A 15,668-nucleotide genomic window follows, 5' to 3' on the forward strand; every position below is an offset into this window, starting at 1 on the left:
CGTGCGGCGCACGCGGCCACGGCCCGGCCTTGCCTTGCCCGTCATGCCACCGAGTAACCGCCGTCGGCCACGAGCGCATGCCCTGACACATAGCTGGAGTCGTCCGACGCGAGGAACGCGACGATCGTCGCCATCTCCTCGGCGGAGCCCCAGCGTCCTGCCGGCGTCGATGCGGCAAACGCCTGTTGCGCCTCTTCCGACGGCCAGATGCCGCGATGATGGAACGGCGTCTCGATCAGCCCCGGGCACAGTGCGTTCACGCGCACGCCGCGTTTGAACCATTCGATCGAAGCGGTCTTCGTCATCCCGATCACCGCGTGCTTGCTCGCGATATAGACCGACGCATTCTCGAAGCCGATCAGCCCGCCCATCGATGCGTTGTTGATGATGCTGCCCGAACCCTGCCGCAGCATGATTTGAGCGGCGTACTTCATCGAGTTGAACACGCCTCGCACGTTCGGTTCGAACACCCTGTCGAACCGCTCGGCATCCTGCTCGAGCAGCGGCGCGAACACGCCTTCCGTGCCGGCATTGTTGAACGCGATGTCGAGGCGTCCGTAGGCCGCCACCGTGAAATCGAACAGCTTGCGCAGATCGTCTTCGTTCGCGACGTCCGCGACGAAGGCCCGGGCTGCGCCGCCGGCGGTCACGATGGCGTCGACCAGTTGATCGAGTTCGGGCTTGCGCCGCGCGGAGACGACGACCTTGGCGCCGCGACGCGCGAGTTCGATCGCGGACGCGCGGCCGATGCCGGAGCTGGCGCCCGTCACCAGGGCGATGCGGCCGTCGAGTTGGCCCGGTTTCGTGCTTGCGTTCATGATGAGATTCTCCAGAGTGAGGGGTTAAAGCGGCGCATGTGGCTGAGTTGAATCGGTTGCGACGCCCGCTTGATGGGCATTGTGGTCGCTCGCCGGTCGTAAAAAAATGGAACAATGGCGCATTCAGAATTCCCGTTTCGGGAATGAAAAGCGCTGCCGCATGCGCGTGCCACGAGGGTTCTCCATGCTCAACCGACTCGACATCCTGAAGATCTTTTCCGCGGCCGCCGCGGCGCCCACGTTCCGCGAGGCGGCGGCGCGCCTCGGCGTGTCGCCGCAGGTCGTGACGCGCGCGGTGCGCGAACTGGAGGAGATGCTCGGCGAAACGCTGTTTCACCGGACGACGCGGAGCATCCGGATCACCGCGTTCGGGCGGGCGTTCGCGCGCGACGCGCAGACGGCGCTGGCTGCCGTCGACGGGCTGTTCGGGCCCGCGACGGGCCAGGCCGACGAGCCGGTGGGCGTCGTCCGGATCACGGCGCCGTCGGGCATGGGGCGTCATTACGTCCAGCCGATCCTGAGCGATCTCGTGCAGCGGTATCCGGGGCTCGTGCCCGACCTGAGGCTGTCGGACGTGCCGTCGCCGGTGGTCGACGAACAGATCGACATCGGCGTGCGCGTCGGGGCGATCGGCGACAACCGTTTCGTCGCGCGCATGGTCGGGCCGTTGCCGATGTGGATCGTCGGCGCGCCGTCGCTGATCCGGCGGCTGGGTGAGCCCAGGAACCGCAAGGAACTCGAATCGATGCCGGTCACGTGCCTGATCGATCGCGCGAGCGGCCGCGCGTGGCCGTGGATGTTTCGGGGAGAGCACCAGTTCGTCCCGTCGTCGCCGGCGTATCTGACCGACGATACCGAGGTGGAGATCGAGGCCGTATGTGCGGGGGTGGGGCTGGGGCAGTGCTCGGAATACCTCGTCCGGCCGTACGTCGACAAGGGGCGCCTCGTGCGGCTGCTGCCCGGCCTCGAACCCGAGCCGTGGAAGCTGCACGTCTATCGGCCGCGGCGTGGGCCGATGCCCCGGCGCATCCGGGTCGTGTACGACGCGCTGGTGGCGAAGCTCGCGGACGCGACGTGGCGAGGGTAGGCGGTGCGGCCCGGCCGCGGGTCGCGTTGGCGCGAAGCGGTGTCGACCACCGCTCGACGACGTCGGCGCACCTGCGAAACAGTCACGTGCGAGTCACGTGCTTGGCGCGCGGCCATCCGGCCTGGCGTGGTCGCGCCATTCGCCGCCAGGCACGCGGCAAGCCGACATATTGCGGCATCATCATGGATGCCGACGCACCGGCGATCGGTGCCCGATATTCGACAGGAGACTGTGCATGCCGATACCCCGGATTGAAACCCGCGACGCGATGGGCGACCCCGATGTGGTCTATCTCAACCCGGATCACGTGCTGTGGATGTCGCAGCCGACCGCTGCGCAGCGGCGGCCGGGCGGCACGGCCATTCGCGTGGACGACCGCGTGAAGGGCGGTTCGTTGCTGATGGCCGACAATCCGCCGGCCGATCGACTGCTGCAGGATCTCGGGCCGTTCGTGACCGTGACGCTGGCGAACCCGTCGTCCGACTATCCGGACGGTCTCGTGCATGTGCGTGCGCAGGCGATCGTCAAGATCGCGACGGACGACCACGACAAGCCGCTCGCCGAGCGCACGCTCGGCTGGGTCCACGTCCAGGACGGCTCCGCGTTCAAGATCAGGGATTACGCCGGCGTGGCCGCGCAATGGCAGGCGTCGGTGGCGGCCGCCGGCCGCTGAGCGGCGCTCCATTTGGCGCCATGACGCAGCGGCCCGGCGTGCCGCAGTGGGCCGGCCGTGGTTCCCTCGGGAGTTTTGCCAGTCTGTTTCGTCGTTCCAAATTACAGACCGGTTTCACAATGATCGTTTCGCTCACTGGAGGTAAACCTGCAGATGAGCGGCCAGTCGAGATTGAGGAGCGCGTCGCGATGCTCAATCTCGACGCGTCAAGCGGGTACGACGGCGAGGAAAAGCTGCCGCGGAGATAAAGTCAATTATTTGCAAATAATTTTGACATCACTCCCCACCCCAAAACCACCGCCATAAGAAGGGCGATAAATCCATTGAATTTAACCATCTTAAAAATCGTTTCATCCTTTACTTTCGCTATATTTATTCCGAAAACGATTCTGAGATATGCGTCCCACATTTTGCTGGTGCGAACAAAATTCACCACTCGCTCAGTCAATGTCAGCATTAAATATGCCATAACAGCAACAAGGGCAAACGAGGAAAAAAGAAGTGGATAATTTGTCATGCCCTACCAACCAAAAGAAGATTGATATACCGGATGCTATATCCCAGCGAGCCACCCGGGGCAGAAAATCCGAATCCGACTCTTCCCTCGGGATCTCCGGGCGTGCCCGGTGAAGATAGTGCTGCCCAGGAGCCATACTAGCAGTGGCGTTAAACCCGCCTGTATGAATAACCGAGGCAAAGGACTGGCGGGCGGACGTGCCGCCCGTCGGTAGAAAAGGTGGGCTATGTACGTCGACACGCAATGCGTCGATCCGCCGGGTAACATGGCGCATCGCGACAAACCGGCGCCCGTTCGGGCCTTCGCCGCGAAAGCGCCCATCGCAGCGCTCGATGCAGGTGTTCTCCACCGGCTTGCCGAGGAACCGTCCGTCATGAACCTTTCCGTGTCCGATATCACGCCGGCGGAACTCCGGCTGTTCGGCGACATCGTCGCCCGCCTGGAAGAGCTGGGGCCGGCCGTCGACGTGAGGACGGTCGTGCTGCCCGCGATCACGCAGCTGCTCCGCGCCGATTTCGCCGCGTCGTTCGATTGCGACGAACACACCGGCCTGTGGCGCAACGGGTTTTCGTACAACGTCGATCCGTTGCAGATCGCCCGGTACGAAGCGTGGTTCCAGCATATCGATCCGGTCACGTCGCCACTGCGCGCGCGCCGCGTGGCGACCTGCGTCGACGAGGTGGTCAGCCGGCGCGAGCTGGAGCAGACCGAGTTCTACAACGATTTCCTGTGTCGCGACGGCATGCACCACGGCATCAACGTCTATGCGTTCGACGGCGCGACCCATGTGGGCGACCTGCGCATCTGGCGGGCGCAAGGGCGGCCCGATTTTACCGAACGCGACAAGCTGCTGCTGAACGGCATCGAGCCGTTTTTCCGGCGCGCGCTGCTGCGGCGGCGCCATGCGTGCGCGGGGCTGACCGAGCGCGAGAGCGACGTCGCGCGGCTGGTTGCCGCCGGCTATACCGACAAGGACGTCGCGCGCACGCTCGGCATCGGGGTGCCGACGGTCCGCACGCATCTGCGGCGCGTGATGGCGAAGAAGGGCGTCGCCAACCGCGCGAGCCTCGCGGCCGCGCTGGCGTAACGGGTCGCGCGGCCGACGGCCGGGGTCATCCATTGTGATGATGGGCGTCAAAATCGGCGCGCCTTACCTTGTGACGATCCCCTGTCACGAGGAACGACGACGATGCCCACCCTGGGAACCTTGACACTGACCGAAGCCCGGAACGCGATCCTGCGCCGTGAGTTTTCCTGTGCCGAATACGCGTACGCAACGATCGAACGGCACGCACGCTGGCGCTACCTGAACGGTTTTACGTGCGTCGACGATGCGCGGCTGCTCGCCGAAGCGGCCCGCTGCGACCGCGACCTCGCGACATCGGCCACCCCGCACGCGCTGCTGGGCCTGCCGATCGCGATCAAGGACAACATCGACACCGCGTGCCTGCCGACCGGCAACGGCACGCTGGCGCTGCACAACCGCGTGCCGCCGCAGCATGCGCCGGTCGTCGCGCGGCTGCTGGCGCAAGGGGCGCTGATCGCGGGCAAGGCCAACCTGCACGAACTGGCGCTCGGTGTGTCCGGCAACAACCGCGTGACGGGCGCGGTACGCAACCCGTACGACTTCAACCGGATTCCGGGCGGCAGCAGCAGCGGCTCGGGCGCGCTGGTCGGTGCGGGCGTGGTGCCCGCCGCGCTCGGGACGGACACCGGCGGCTCGGTCCGGATTCCGGCGGCGCTGTGCGGCGCCGTCGGTCTTCGCCCGACCGTGGGGCGCTACCCGTCGGGCGGCGTGGCGCCGATTTCGCACACGCGCGACACCGTCGGCCCGATCGCGCGGTCGGTCGAGGACATCGCGCTGCTCGACGCGATCCTGTCGGGCGCCGGCGCCGGTGCGTCGACGGCGCTGCCGGCCCGTAGCGCGACGCGCCCCGTGCGCCTGGCGGTTCCGCGCACGACGTTCTGGCGCGGCCTCGCACAGGATGTCGAAAGGGTGGCCAATGCCGCGGTGGCGAAGCTGGAGCAGGCGGGATTCGAGTGCGTCGACATCGACCTGAACGACTATCCGGGGTTCTTCGACGACGAGCCGGCCGTCATCGCGATGTATGAATTCCGGTCGTCGATGCACGCCTATCTGGTCGAGAACGGCTACGACGTGTCGGTCGACGACATCGTCGCGAACGTGGGGAGCCCGGACGTCGCGAAGATCGCCCGGCATATCACCGGCCCCGACGGTATCGGCGAAGCGGCGTACCGCACCGCGCTCGACCGGCGTACGCGGTCGCGTGCCGCGTATCGGCAGTGCCTCGCCGACAGCGGGGCCGATGCGCTGGTGTTTCCGACCACGATCGCGACCGCGTGCCCGATCCCGGCGGGCGACACGATGATGCTCAACGGCGAGACCGCGTCGGTGTTCTCGACCTACATCCGGAATACCGAGCCGGGCAGCAATGCCGGCGTACCGGGCATGACCGTCCCGGCCGGCCTGACGGCGGCCGGGCTGCCGGTCGGCCTCGCACTGGACGGGGCGGCCGGCACCGATCGCGAACTCATCGCGGTCGCGCTGGAGGTCGAGCGGGTGCTCGGTCGGCTGCCGGCGCCGGATGACGGGTATGGGGTGGAGGGCAGGCTGGGCGGTTATCCGGGCGTCGATGGCGAAGCGTGACACGGTGCCGCCCCGCCCCGGGGCGGTGCGGCGATTGAATTGCCGGGCCCGGTGACGCTCGCCACGAAGCGGCCAGCATGCGCGTGACGCGGACTGCCCTGACGACGAGCCCTTCGCATGCCTGACCCGATGCGCAAGCATCGCTGCCGGAAAGCCCGCCGGCGCCACAGAGTCTCGAGCCGACAACCGGTCGAACAAACGCACGCGAATCCGGCCGCCAACCGCGCATATCGAGAAACTCGCCCACGAGCCCCCGGGCGAGGCATCAGGAAAACCCTGACAGCGGCCCGCCGAGGCCGCTTTTTTGCGTCGCTGCGCGCGTGGCGACCGATGCCATTCCCGTCTCCGGCCGTCCGTATCCCGGGTGACCGCTCCCCTCGATCCAGCGCGGCTTCCCGGTCGTATTGCCTGTCATCGAGGGTATGGTAACCAGCGATATCCTGCGAATATTCCCGAATTTCAATACCTGTCAGGTATTGAAATGACCGCCCAAAAGTATTGGACGCTCGATTCGGCCGAGACGTATAAATCGCCTCAAGAACTTCACCCCCACGGCGAGCCCCATGTCCTCCGTCACCATCGAACGCATCGAAACCCGCCTCGTCGACCTGCCGACGATCCGCCCGCACAAGCTGTCGGTGGCCACGATGCATGGCCAGACACTGATGCTCGTGAAGGTGTTCTGCAGCGACGGCGTGACGGGCCTCGGCGAAGGCACCACGATCGCCGGCATGGCGTACGGCCCGGAAAACCCCGAGGCGATGAAGCTCGCGATCGACACGTATCTCGCGCCGGCGATCATCGGCAAGGACGCGACGCGCATCCAGACGCTGATGGCGTTCGTCGGCAAGCTCGCGAAGGTCAATCACTTCGCGAAGAGCGCGCTCGAAACCGCGCTGCTCGACGCGCACGGCAAGCGGCTCGGCGTGCCGGTGAGCGAACTGCTCGGCGGCCGCCGCCGCGACCGCCTGCCGGTCGCATGGACGCTCGCATCGGGCGACACGGCCACCGACATCGCCGAAGCCGAGCGGATGCTCGACCAGCGCCGCCACAACGTGTTCAAGCTGAAGATCGGCGCGAAGTCGCCGGAGACGGATATCCGCCACGTGGCCGAGATCAAGCGGGCGGTCGGCGATCGCGCGTCGGTACGTGTCGACGTGAACATGGCGTGGAGCGAAACGCAGGCGGCCCGCGCGATTCCGGCGCTGGCCGATGCCGGTTGCGAACTGGTCGAGCAGCCGGTGGCCTCGGCCGCGGCGCTGGCGCGCCTGATGCGCCGCTTCCCGATCGCGCTGATGGCCGATGAAATCCTGCAGGGCCCCGACAGCGCCTTCGACATCGCGAAGCATCACGGCGCGGACGTGTTCGCGATCAAGATCGAACAGAGCGGCGGCCTGTTCGCCGCGCAGCGCGTCGCCGCGATCGCCGATGCGGCCGGCATCGAGCTGTACGGCGGCACGATGCTCGAAGGCGCGTTCAGCACGGTGGCGTCCGCGCACCTGTTCGCGAGTGTCGCGAACCTGCAGTGGGGCACCGAACTGTTCGGGCCGCTGCTGATCACCGAAGAGATCCTGACGCAGCCGCTCGATTACAGCGACTTCGAACTGACCGTGCCGGACGGCCCTGGCCTCGGCATCGAACTCGACGAGGACAAGGTCAGGCGTTTCACCCGCGACGGGCTGACGAAAGTCGCGCGATAACCCGGGCCAGGCAAAGGCCGTCATTCCCCCCAATACACGTGGAGACACCATCATGAGCGTCAAAGTTTTCGATACCCGGGAAGTGCAGGATCTGCTGAAGGCCGCGTCGAACGCGGGCGGGAGCGGCAAGGGCGGCAACGCGCGCACGCAGCAGGTCGTGCTGCGGCTGCTTGGCGACCTGTTCAAGGCGATCGACGATCTCGACATCACGCCCGACGAAGTGTGGGCCGGCGTCAACTACCTGAACAAGCTCGGCCAGGACGGCGAAGCGGCGCTGCTCGCGGCCGGCCTCGGCCTCGAGAAGTATCTCGACATCCGGATGGATGCCGCGGACAAGGCGGTCGGCCTCGACGGCGGCACGCCGCGCACGATCGAAGGGCCGCTCTATGTGGCCGGCGCGCCGGTGCGCGACGGCGTGTCGAAGATCGACCTCGACGCGGACGACGGCGCGGGCCCGCTCGTGATCCACGGCACGGTGACGGGCCTCGACGGCAAGCCGGTCGCGGGCGCGTTGGTCGAATGCTGGCACGCGAATTCGCACGGCTTCTATTCGCACTTCGACCCGACCGGCGAGCAGAGCGATTTCAACCTGCGCGGCGCGGTGAAGACGGGCGCCGACGGCAAATACGAATTCCGCACGCTGATGCCGGTCGGCTACGGCTGCCCGCCGCAGGGCGCGACGCAGCAGCTGCTGAACAGCCTCGGCCGCCACGGCAACCGCCCGGCGCACGTGCACTTCTTCGTCGACAGCCACGACCACCGCAAGCTGACGACGCAGTTCAACATCGACGGCGACCCGCTGATCTGGGATGACTTCGCGTATGCGACGCGCGAGGAGCTGATCCCGCCCGTGGTCGACAAGACCGGCGGCACGGCGCTCGGCCTGAAGGCCGATGCGTACCAGGACATCGAGTTCAACTTCGTGCTGACGCCGCTGGTGCAGGGCAAGGACAACCAGATCGTCCACCGCCCGCGCGCAGCCGCGACGGCGTAACCGCCCGCCGGCGCGGCGCCGATGCGCCGCCGCCGGCCGGGTTCCCGCGAGATTCAACCGATTACCGATGCGAGCGTGCTTGCAGGACGCGGCACGCGCATGGGAGGAGCCAACATGTCCGCCACGATCGACCAAGCCACCGACCTGGATCACCTGCTCGCCACCGCCGTGCAGGACGACAAGGAGGCCGGCGTATTCCGCTGCCGCCGCGACATCTTCACGAACGCCGAGCTGTACGAACTCGAGATGAAACACATCTTCGAGAGCAACTGGGTGTACCTGGCGCACGAAAGCCAGATCCCGGACAACAACGACTACTACACGACGTGGATCGGCCGCCAGCCGATCGTGATCACGCGCGACAAGACCGGCGAGCTGCACGCGGTGATCAATGCCTGTGCGCACAAGGGCGCGATGCTGTGCCGCCGCAAGCATGGCAACAAGGGCAGCTTCACGTGTCCGTTCCACGGCTGGACCTTCTCGAACACCGGCAAGCTGCTGAAGGTGAAGGACGAGAAGACGACCGAATATCCGGTGCAGTTCAACACGAACGGCTCGCACGACCTGAAGAAGGTCGCACGCTTCGCGAACTATCGCGGCTTCCTGTTCGGCAGCCTCAGCGCCGACGTGCTGCCGCTCGAGGACTACCTCGGCGAAGCGCGCGTGATCATCGACCAGATCGTCGACCAGGCGCCGAACGGGCTCGAGGTGCTGCGCGGCAACTCGTCCTACATCTACGAAGGCAACTGGAAGATGCAGATGGAGAACGGTTGCGACGGCTACCACGTCAGCACCGTGCACTGGAACTACGCGGCGACGATGGGCCGCCGCAAGGAAGACGGCACCAAGGCCGTCGACGCGAACAGCTGGAGCAAGTCGGTCGCGGGCGTGTACGGCTTCGACAACGGCCACATCCTGCTGTGGACGCAGACGATGAACCCGGAAGTGCGGCCGGTGTACCAGCACCGTGACGAGATCAAGGCGCGCGTCGGCGACGTGCAGGCCGACTTCATCGTCAACCAGACCCGCAATCTGTGCGTGTACCCGAACGTGTTCCTGATGGACCAGTTCAGCACGCAGATCCGCGTGGTGCGGCCGCTCGGCGTCGACAAGACCGAAGTCACGATCTTCTGCTTCGCGCCGAAGGGCGAGAGCGAGACCGACCGCACGATCCGGATCCGCCAGTACGAGGACTTCTTCAACGTCACCGGCATGGGCACGGCCGACGACCTCGAGGAGTTCCGCGCATGCCAGGCCGGTTACGCGGGCATCACGGCGATGTGGAACGACCTGTCGCGCGGCGCGCCGTTGTGGGTCGACGGGCCCGACGAAAACGCGAAAAAGATGGGGCTGAACCCGCGCATTTCCGGCGAGCGCAGCGAGGACGAAGGGCTGTTCGTGTGCCAGCACGAACACTGGGTGAACGTGATGCGCGATGCGCTGAAGAAGGAACGCGGGGAGGTGGCAGCATGAGCTTCGATTACCGGATCATTTGCGCGGCGCTGTATCGCGAAGCGCGCCTGCTCGACGATCGCCAGTGGGATGAGTGGCTGACCTGCTACACGGAGGACGTCACGTACTGGATGCCCGCATGGGACGACGACGATCGGCCGACCGACGATCACCAGAGCCAGATCTCGCTGATGTACTACCCGGACCGCGGCGGCCTCGAGGATCGCGTGTTCCGGATCAAGACCGAGCGCAGCGGCGCATCGACGCCCGAGCCGCGCACCAGCCACAACGTCACGAACGTCGAGGTGCTGGCCGAACGCGACGACGAGGTGGACGTGCGCTACAACTTTCACACGCTGAACCACCGCTACCGCGTGACCGATCACTTCTTCGGCACGATGTTCGTCACGTTGCGCCAGGTGGGCGATGAACTGCTGATCTCGTACAAGAAGATCGTGCTGAAGAACGACTACATCCGGCAGGTGCTCGACGTCTATCACGTCTGACGCCCGTTGTTTCGTCATGAAAGACAAGGAAGTGGAGGCGACGCCATGTCCAGCTACAAGATTGCACTGAACTTCGAGGACGGGGTAACCCGCTTCATCGACTGCAAGGCCGGCGAGAAGGTTCTCGACGCGGCCTTCCGCGCGAAGATCAACCTGCCGATGGATTGCTCCGACGGCGTGTGCGGCACGTGCAAGTGCCGCGCCGAAAGCGGCAGCTACGATCTCGGCGACGATTACATCGACGACGCGCTCACCGAAGACGAAAAGGACGGCGGCCTCGTGCTGACCTGCCAGATGGTGCCGCAAGGCGATTGCGTGATCGCGGTGCCGACGTCGTCGGTCGCGTGCAAGACGGGCCAGAGCGGGTTCTCCGCCACGGTGACGAAGGTCGAGCAGCACAACGATGCGGCCGTCGTGCTCGAACTCGACGTCGGCGCGGCCGCGCCCGTGTTCCTGCCGGGCCAGTACGTGAACATCGACGTGCCCGCGAGCGGGCAGCACCGGTCCTACTCGTTCTCCTCGGCGCCGGCCGATGCGAAGGTCAGCTTCCTGATCAAGAAGATCCCCGGCGGCGTGATGAGCACGTGGCTCGAATCGGCGCAGCCCGGCGACACGCTGGAACTGCACGGGCCGCTCGGCAGCTTCTACCTGCGCGACGTGCAGCGGCCGCTGCTGTTCCTCGCGGGCGGCACCGGGCTTGCACCGTTCCTGTCGATGCTCGAGGTGCTCGCACGCACCGGGTCGCAGCAGAAGGTGCACATGATCTACGGCGTGACGCGCGATCTCGACCTCGTGCTGGTCGACGCGATCGAAGCCTACGCGGCGAAACTGCCGAATTTCAGCTTCGCGACGGTCATCGCGGATGCCGCGTCGAGCCATCCGCGCAAGGGCTGGGTCACGCAGCACATCCCGGCCGATGCGCTGAACGACGGCGACGTCGACGTGTATCTGTGCGGGCCGCCGCCGATGGTCGACGCGGTGCGCAAGTATTTCGACGACGAAGGCGTGAAGCCGAACAGCTTCCACTACGAGAAGTTCACCCCCAACGTCACGGCAAAGGCGGCGTGATCATGCAACGATTCTCTGGCAAGGTCATCGTCGTCACGGGCGCCGCGCAGGGCATCGGCCGTGGCGTCGCGCTGCGCGCGGCGGCCGAAGGCGGCAGGGTGCTGTTCGTCGATCGCGCGGATTTCGTCGCCGAGGTCGCGGCCGAAGCGACCGGTGGCGAGACGGCCGGCTTCGTCGCCGATCTCGAAACGTACGACGGTGCGCATGCGGCGATCGCGCACGCCGCACAGACGTTCGGCGGCATCGACATCCTGATCAACGGCGTCGGCGGCGCGATTCGCATGCGCCCGTTCGCCGAATTCGAACCCGCGCAGATCGATGCGGAAATCCGCCGCTCGCTGATGCCGACGCTTTATACCTGCCACGCGGTGCTGCCGCACCTGCTCGCGCGCGGCGGCGGCACGATCGTCAACATCTCGTCGAACGCGACGCGCGGCATCCGCCGCGTGCCGTACTCGGCGGCGAAAGGCGGCGTCAATGCGCTGACGGCGGCGCTCGCGATGGAATACGCCGAGCACAACATCCGGGTCGTGGCCACCGCGCCGGGCGGTACCAGCGCGCCGCCGCGCCGCGTGCCGCGCAATGCCGCCGGCGACAGCGAGCAGGAACAGGCATGGATGGGCGAAGCCGTGCGCCAGGTCACGGAGTCGACGTTCTTCAAGCGCTACGGCAGCATCGACGAGCAGATCGCGCCGATCCTGTTCCTCGCGTCCGACGAGGCGAGCTACATCACCGGCACGGTGCTGCCGGTCGCGGGCGGCGATACGGGTTGAGCGGCGTGTCGCGACGCTGCTCGAACGTGTTCAACGAGTTTCAACGTATTCATCGACAACCCACCGGCCGGCGCGAAGACGCCGGCCACGGAGACCCCCATGCGTGATCGCAAAGCCATCGTTCCGGCGGGAATGGAAGCGGTGTACGAGAAGATCGGCTACGCGCCCGGTCTGAAGATCGGCGATACGCTGTACGTATCCGGCCAGATCGGCCGCGATGCGGCAATGCAGCTCGTCGAAGGCCGTGAAGCGCAGATCGTGCAGGCATTCGAGAATTTGAAGCAGGTGCTGGAGGCGGCAGGTGCATCGTTCAACGACGTGGTCGACCTGACGACCTTCCATACCGACATGCGCGACCTGCCGTTGTTCATGCAGGTGCGCGACCGCTATCTCGCCGCGCACCCGAAACCGGCGTGGACGGCGGTCGGTGCGCACATGCTGGGTGGCGCGCCCGGCTACATCGTCGAGATCAAGGCGGTGGCCGTGTTGCCGGCGTGATTCGCGTTGACGGGATGTTTACGCGATGTGCCGCAGTCTATGCATCGATTTGACTTTTCACGAGCTGAAATAGGGTGAGAGACTCTTCGATACACAGTGGCTGCGGGAGGAAAGGATGGTTGCAAGTGCCGGCTTTCAGGTCGGACTGTTTCTGGTCGTACTGATTGCGCTCGTCAAGCCGCTCGGGCTCTACATGGCGCGCGTGGCCGACGGCGAGGTGCCGTTGCTCGCATCAATCGGGCGACCCGTCGAGCGCTGGATCTACCGTGCCGCCGGCGTCGATCCGACGGTCGAAATGAGCTGGAAGACCTACGCGGTCGCGCTTCTGCTGTTCAGTGCCGTCGGCACGCTCTTCCTGTATGTGCTGCAGCGCGTGCAACCGTGGTTGCCGCTCAATCCGCAGGGGCTGCCGGCCGTGGCCCCGGATTCCGCGTTCAATACGGCGGTGAGTTTCGCGACGAACACCAGCTGGCAAGGCTACGCGGGCGAAACGACGTTGAGCTACCTGAGCCAGATGCTCGGCATCACGGTGCAGAGCTTCCTCTCCGCGGCCAGCGGCATGGCCGTGATGTTCGCGCTGATGCGGGGCATTGCGCGGCGCGGCGCAGCGACGGTCGGCAACCTGTGGGTCGACCTCACGCGCGCGACGCTCTATGTCCTGTTGCCGTTGTCCGCCGTGTTCGCGATCGCCTTCATGGCGCAGGGCGTCATCCAGAATTTCACCGCCTACCGCGACGTGGAAACGGTGCAGGCCGTGACGTGGCAGCAACCGGCACTGGACGCGCAGGGCCAGCCGATGCACGACGCCGCCGGCAACGTCGTGCAGCAATCGATGCGCTCGCAACGACAGCGCCTGCCGCTCGGCCCCGTGGCGTCGCAGGAATCGATCAAGCTGCTGAGCGGCGACGGCGGCGGCTTCTTCAACGCGAATTCCGCGCATCCGTACGAAAACCCCACGCCGTTGACCAATTTCCTGCAGATGATCGCGATCCTGCTGATTCCTGCCGCGCTGTGCTACACGTTCGGTGTCGCCGTTGGCGACCGGCGGCAGGGATGGGCGCTGCTTGCCGCGATGACCGTAATGTTCGTCGCCGCGGCGATGGTCACGATTCGTGCGGAGCAGCAGGGCTTCGGGCCGCTCGCCGCTTCGCATGACGGGGCCGCGGCCCTGTCGATCGAGCGCGGCGGTAACCACGAAGGCAAGGAAACGCGCTTCGGCGTCGTGTCGTCGGCGCTCTACGCGACCGTGACGACCAGCGGCGGCGACGGCGCGGTCAACGCGATGCACGATTCGTTCACGCCGGTGGGTGGTCTCGTCCCGATGGTACTGATGCAGACGGGCGAAGTCGTGTTCGGCGGCCCGGGCTCCGGCCTCTTCAGCATGATCGTCATCGCGATCCTGGCGGTATTCATCTCCGGGCTGATGATCGGCCGCGCGCCGGAATATCTCGGCAAGAAGATCGATGCGTACGAGATGAAGATGGTGGCCATCGCGATTCTCGCGACGCCGCTGCTGGTGCTGGTCGGCACCGCGATTTCCGTCGTCACGCCGGCCGGGATCGCCGGGATCGGCAACCCGGGCCCGCACGGGTTCAGCGAAATCCTGTATGCATTTTCCTCGGCCGCCAACAACAACGGCAGCGCGTTTGCGGGCCTGTCGGCCAACACGCCGTACTACAACGGGATGCTGGCGATCGCCATGTGGTTCGGCCGCTTCGCGGTGATCGTTCCGGTACTGGCGATCGCGGGGTCGCTCGCGGGCAAGCGGCGGCGCGCAGCGGGAGCCGGTACGCTGCCGACGCACGGCGCGCTCTTTGTCGGGCTGCTGATCGGGACGGTGCTCATGATCGCGTCGATCACGTACCTGCCGGCGCTTGCATTGGGGCCGATCGTCGAACAGCTGGGCGCGGTGGCTGGCCGTTAGCGGGAAGAACCGCTTTCTTGCAACTTTCCGCATGAATCGTTGCGCCGCGGTCAGCGACAAGTCGGGCGAGTTCGTTTATGGTGCGAGGGAACGCCGCGTCGTTTCTTTCCTTCCGCCGGGAATCCGCGATGAAATGCCTGCCACGCGCCATCTTCGCCGCCCTCGCTGTCACCGTCGCGCAAGCCGCGCTCGCCCAGGCGCCGGGCGCGGTGCAACTCGAGGACATGACCTGGACCGAACTGCGCGACAGCATCCGGGCCGGCAAGACCACCCTCCTGATTCCAATCGGCGGGACCGAGCAAAGCGGGCCGTACGTCGCGCTCGGCAAGCACAACGCGCGGGTCAGGGTACTGTCCGAGCGGATCGCGGAAGGCCTCGGCAACGCGATCGTCGCGCCCGTCATCGCCTATGTGCCCGAGGGCGGCTATGCGCCGCCGACGTCGCACATGCGCTTCCCGGGCACGATCACCGTGCCCGACGACGTCTTCGAAAAGACCCTCGAATCCGCGGCCAACAGCTTCCGCGTCCATGGCTTCACGAACATCGTGTTTCTCGGCGACCACGGCGGCTACCAGAACGACATCAAGCAATCCGTCGCCCGGCTCAACAAGTCGTGGGCCGGCACGGGGGCGCGCGCGTTCGTGCCGGCCGCGTATTACGGCACCAGCTCCGACGGTTATGACCAGATCCTGCGCGAGCACGGCGTGCCGGCCGCTGATATCGGCACGCATGCGGGGCTGGCCGACACGGCGCTGCTGCTGGCGGTCGAGCCGCGCATGGTCAGGGTCGACAAGCTGCGCAACGCCGCGAAGCCCGGCGCCGGCGACGGCGTCTACGGCGGCGATCCGCGTCACGCGAGTGTCGAACTGGGCCGGCTGGGCACCGACGCCATCGTGTCGCGCACCGTCGATGCGATCAAAAAGGAAATCGCCGGCCGCTGACACAGCCGCGCCATCGCGCTACCTTGGTCGTCGTTCCCTTCAATCGAAC

General features: G+C 66.3%; 15 protein-coding genes. 13 read left to right on the forward strand and 2 right to left on the reverse strand.

Going from position 1 to position 15,668, the window contains the following annotated elements; genetic code table 11:
• Positions 1-41: 41 nt before the first annotated feature.
• The gene (locus CFB50_RS37860) at positions 42-818 is read right to left on the reverse strand and encodes an SDR family NAD(P)-dependent oxidoreductase (protein ID WP_089449460.1); all 777 of its coding nucleotides are present in this window, start codon (positions 816-818) and stop codon (positions 42-44) included.
• Positions 819-1,002: 184 nt separating this feature from the next.
• Here CFB50_RS37860 and CFB50_RS37865 point away from each other — a divergent pair, with 184 nt between their 5' ends.
• Both CFB50_RS37865 and CFB50_RS37870 read left to right on the forward strand, forming a co-directional pair.
• The gene (locus tag CFB50_RS37865) at positions 1,003-1,905 is read left to right on the forward strand and encodes a LysR family transcriptional regulator (RefSeq protein WP_089449461.1); all 903 of its coding nucleotides are present in this window, start codon (positions 1,003-1,005) and stop codon (positions 1,903-1,905) included.
• Between the two features lie 235 nt (positions 1,906-2,140).
• Positions 2,141-2,578 (forward strand): hypothetical protein, encoded by a 438-nt coding sequence (locus tag CFB50_RS37870; protein ID WP_144020763.1) that lies wholly within the window; start codon positions 2,141-2,143, stop codon positions 2,576-2,578.
• A 250-nt stretch (positions 2,579-2,828) separates the two neighbouring features.
• Here CFB50_RS37870 and CFB50_RS39360 read toward each other — a convergent pair whose 3' ends face one another.
• The gene (locus CFB50_RS39360; protein ID WP_144020764.1) at positions 2,829-3,095 is read right to left on the reverse strand and encodes a hypothetical protein; all 267 of its coding nucleotides are present in this window, start codon (positions 3,093-3,095) and stop codon (positions 2,829-2,831) included.
• Between the two features lie 373 nt (positions 3,096-3,468).
• On the opposite strand from CFB50_RS39360, the gene CFB50_RS37875 reads away from it, so the two are divergent.
• From CFB50_RS37875 to CFB50_RS37925, 11 genes are all read left to right on the forward strand, one after another.
• Positions 3,469-4,182, forward strand: coding sequence for a helix-turn-helix transcriptional regulator (locus CFB50_RS37875; protein ID WP_089449571.1), 714 nt, complete (start codon positions 3,469-3,471; stop codon positions 4,180-4,182).
• Positions 4,183-4,284: 102 nt separating this feature from the next.
• A complete protein-coding gene (gene iaaH, locus CFB50_RS37880; protein ID WP_089449463.1) occupies positions 4,285-5,763 on the forward strand; it encodes an indoleacetamide hydrolase in 1,479 nt (492 codons plus the stop codon).
• A gap of 563 nt (positions 5,764-6,326) precedes the next feature.
• A complete protein-coding gene (locus tag CFB50_RS37885; RefSeq protein ID WP_089449464.1) occupies positions 6,327-7,463 on the forward strand; it encodes a muconate/chloromuconate family cycloisomerase in 1,137 nt (378 codons plus the stop codon).
• A gap of 52 nt (positions 7,464-7,515) precedes the next feature.
• On the forward strand, positions 7,516-8,457 hold the full coding sequence (catA, locus tag CFB50_RS37890; protein ID WP_089449465.1) for a catechol 1,2-dioxygenase: 942 nt from the start codon (positions 7,516-7,518) through the stop codon (positions 8,455-8,457).
• 114 nt (positions 8,458-8,571) lie between these two features.
• Positions 8,572-9,930 carry a Rieske 2Fe-2S domain-containing protein gene (locus CFB50_RS37895; RefSeq protein ID WP_089449466.1) on the forward strand — a complete coding sequence of 453 codons (1,359 nt, stop codon included), beginning with the start codon at positions 8,572-8,574 and terminating at the stop codon, positions 9,928-9,930.
• Complete coding sequence (benB, locus tag CFB50_RS37900; protein ID WP_089449467.1) at positions 9,927-10,415, forward strand: benzoate 1,2-dioxygenase small subunit; 489 nt, start codon at positions 9,927-9,929, stop codon at positions 10,413-10,415. Before CFB50_RS37895 ends, benB begins: the two co-directional genes overlap by 4 nt.
• A gap of 45 nt (positions 10,416-10,460) precedes the next feature.
• Positions 10,461-11,483: a benzoate 1,2-dioxygenase electron transfer component BenC gene (benC, locus tag CFB50_RS37905; RefSeq protein WP_089449468.1), complete on the forward strand. Its 1,023-nt coding sequence runs from the start codon at positions 10,461-10,463 to the stop codon at positions 11,481-11,483.
• Positions 11,484-11,485: 2 nt separating this feature from the next.
• The gene (gene benD / locus CFB50_RS37910) at positions 11,486-12,256 is read left to right on the forward strand and encodes a benzoate diol dehydrogenase BenD (protein WP_089449469.1); all 771 of its coding nucleotides are present in this window, start codon (positions 11,486-11,488) and stop codon (positions 12,254-12,256) included.
• Positions 12,257-12,355: 99 nt separating this feature from the next.
• Complete coding sequence (locus CFB50_RS37915) at positions 12,356-12,754, forward strand: RidA family protein (RefSeq protein ID WP_069249516.1); 399 nt, start codon at positions 12,356-12,358, stop codon at positions 12,752-12,754.
• A gap of 115 nt (positions 12,755-12,869) precedes the next feature.
• Positions 12,870-14,678: a potassium-transporting ATPase subunit KdpA gene (kdpA, locus tag CFB50_RS37920; RefSeq protein WP_089449470.1), complete on the forward strand. Its 1,809-nt coding sequence runs from the start codon at positions 12,870-12,872 to the stop codon at positions 14,676-14,678.
• A 128-nt stretch (positions 14,679-14,806) separates the two neighbouring features.
• Positions 14,807-15,619, forward strand: a complete 813-nt coding sequence (locus CFB50_RS37925) for a creatininase family protein (RefSeq protein ID WP_089449471.1) — start codon at positions 14,807-14,809, stop codon at positions 15,617-15,619.
• Positions 15,620-15,668: the final 49 nt, after the last annotated feature.

Source organism: Burkholderia sp. AU33423 (assembly GCF_002223135.1).
Classification (GTDB): domain Bacteria; phylum Pseudomonadota; class Gammaproteobacteria; order Burkholderiales; family Burkholderiaceae; genus Burkholderia; species Burkholderia lata_D.

Bases quoted from the DNA above. Each gene is read 5' to 3' on its own strand.
- CFB50_RS37860 (WP_089449460.1), bottom strand. From the start codon at position 818: ATGAACGCAAGCACGAAACCGGGCCAACTCGACGGCCGCATCGCCCTG.
- CFB50_RS37865 (WP_089449461.1), top strand. From the start codon at position 1,003: ATGCTCAACCGACTCGACATCCTGAAGATCTTTTCCGCGGCCGCCGCG.
- CFB50_RS37870 (WP_144020763.1), top strand. From the start codon at position 2,141: ATGCCGATACCCCGGATTGAAACCCGCGACGCGATGGGCGACCCCGAT.
- CFB50_RS39360 (WP_144020764.1), bottom strand. From the start codon at position 3,095: ATGACAAATTATCCACTTCTTTTTTCCTCGTTTGCCCTTGTTGCTGTT.
- CFB50_RS37875 (WP_089449571.1), top strand. From the start codon at position 3,469: ATGAACCTTTCCGTGTCCGATATCACGCCGGCGGAACTCCGGCTGTTC.
- iaaH (WP_089449463.1), top strand. From the start codon at position 4,285: ATGCCCACCCTGGGAACCTTGACACTGACCGAAGCCCGGAACGCGATC.
- CFB50_RS37885 (WP_089449464.1), top strand. From the start codon at position 6,327: ATGTCCTCCGTCACCATCGAACGCATCGAAACCCGCCTCGTCGACCTG.
- catA (WP_089449465.1), top strand. From the start codon at position 7,516: ATGAGCGTCAAAGTTTTCGATACCCGGGAAGTGCAGGATCTGCTGAAG.
- CFB50_RS37895 (WP_089449466.1), top strand. From the start codon at position 8,572: ATGTCCGCCACGATCGACCAAGCCACCGACCTGGATCACCTGCTCGCC.
- benB (WP_089449467.1), top strand. From the start codon at position 9,927: ATGAGCTTCGATTACCGGATCATTTGCGCGGCGCTGTATCGCGAAGCG.
- benC (WP_089449468.1), top strand. From the start codon at position 10,461: ATGTCCAGCTACAAGATTGCACTGAACTTCGAGGACGGGGTAACCCGC.
- benD (WP_089449469.1), top strand. From the start codon at position 11,486: ATGCAACGATTCTCTGGCAAGGTCATCGTCGTCACGGGCGCCGCGCAG.
- CFB50_RS37915 (WP_069249516.1), top strand. From the start codon at position 12,356: ATGCGTGATCGCAAAGCCATCGTTCCGGCGGGAATGGAAGCGGTGTAC.
- kdpA (WP_089449470.1), top strand. From the start codon at position 12,870: ATGGTTGCAAGTGCCGGCTTTCAGGTCGGACTGTTTCTGGTCGTACTG.
- CFB50_RS37925 (WP_089449471.1), top strand. From the start codon at position 14,807: ATGAAATGCCTGCCACGCGCCATCTTCGCCGCCCTCGCTGTCACCGTC.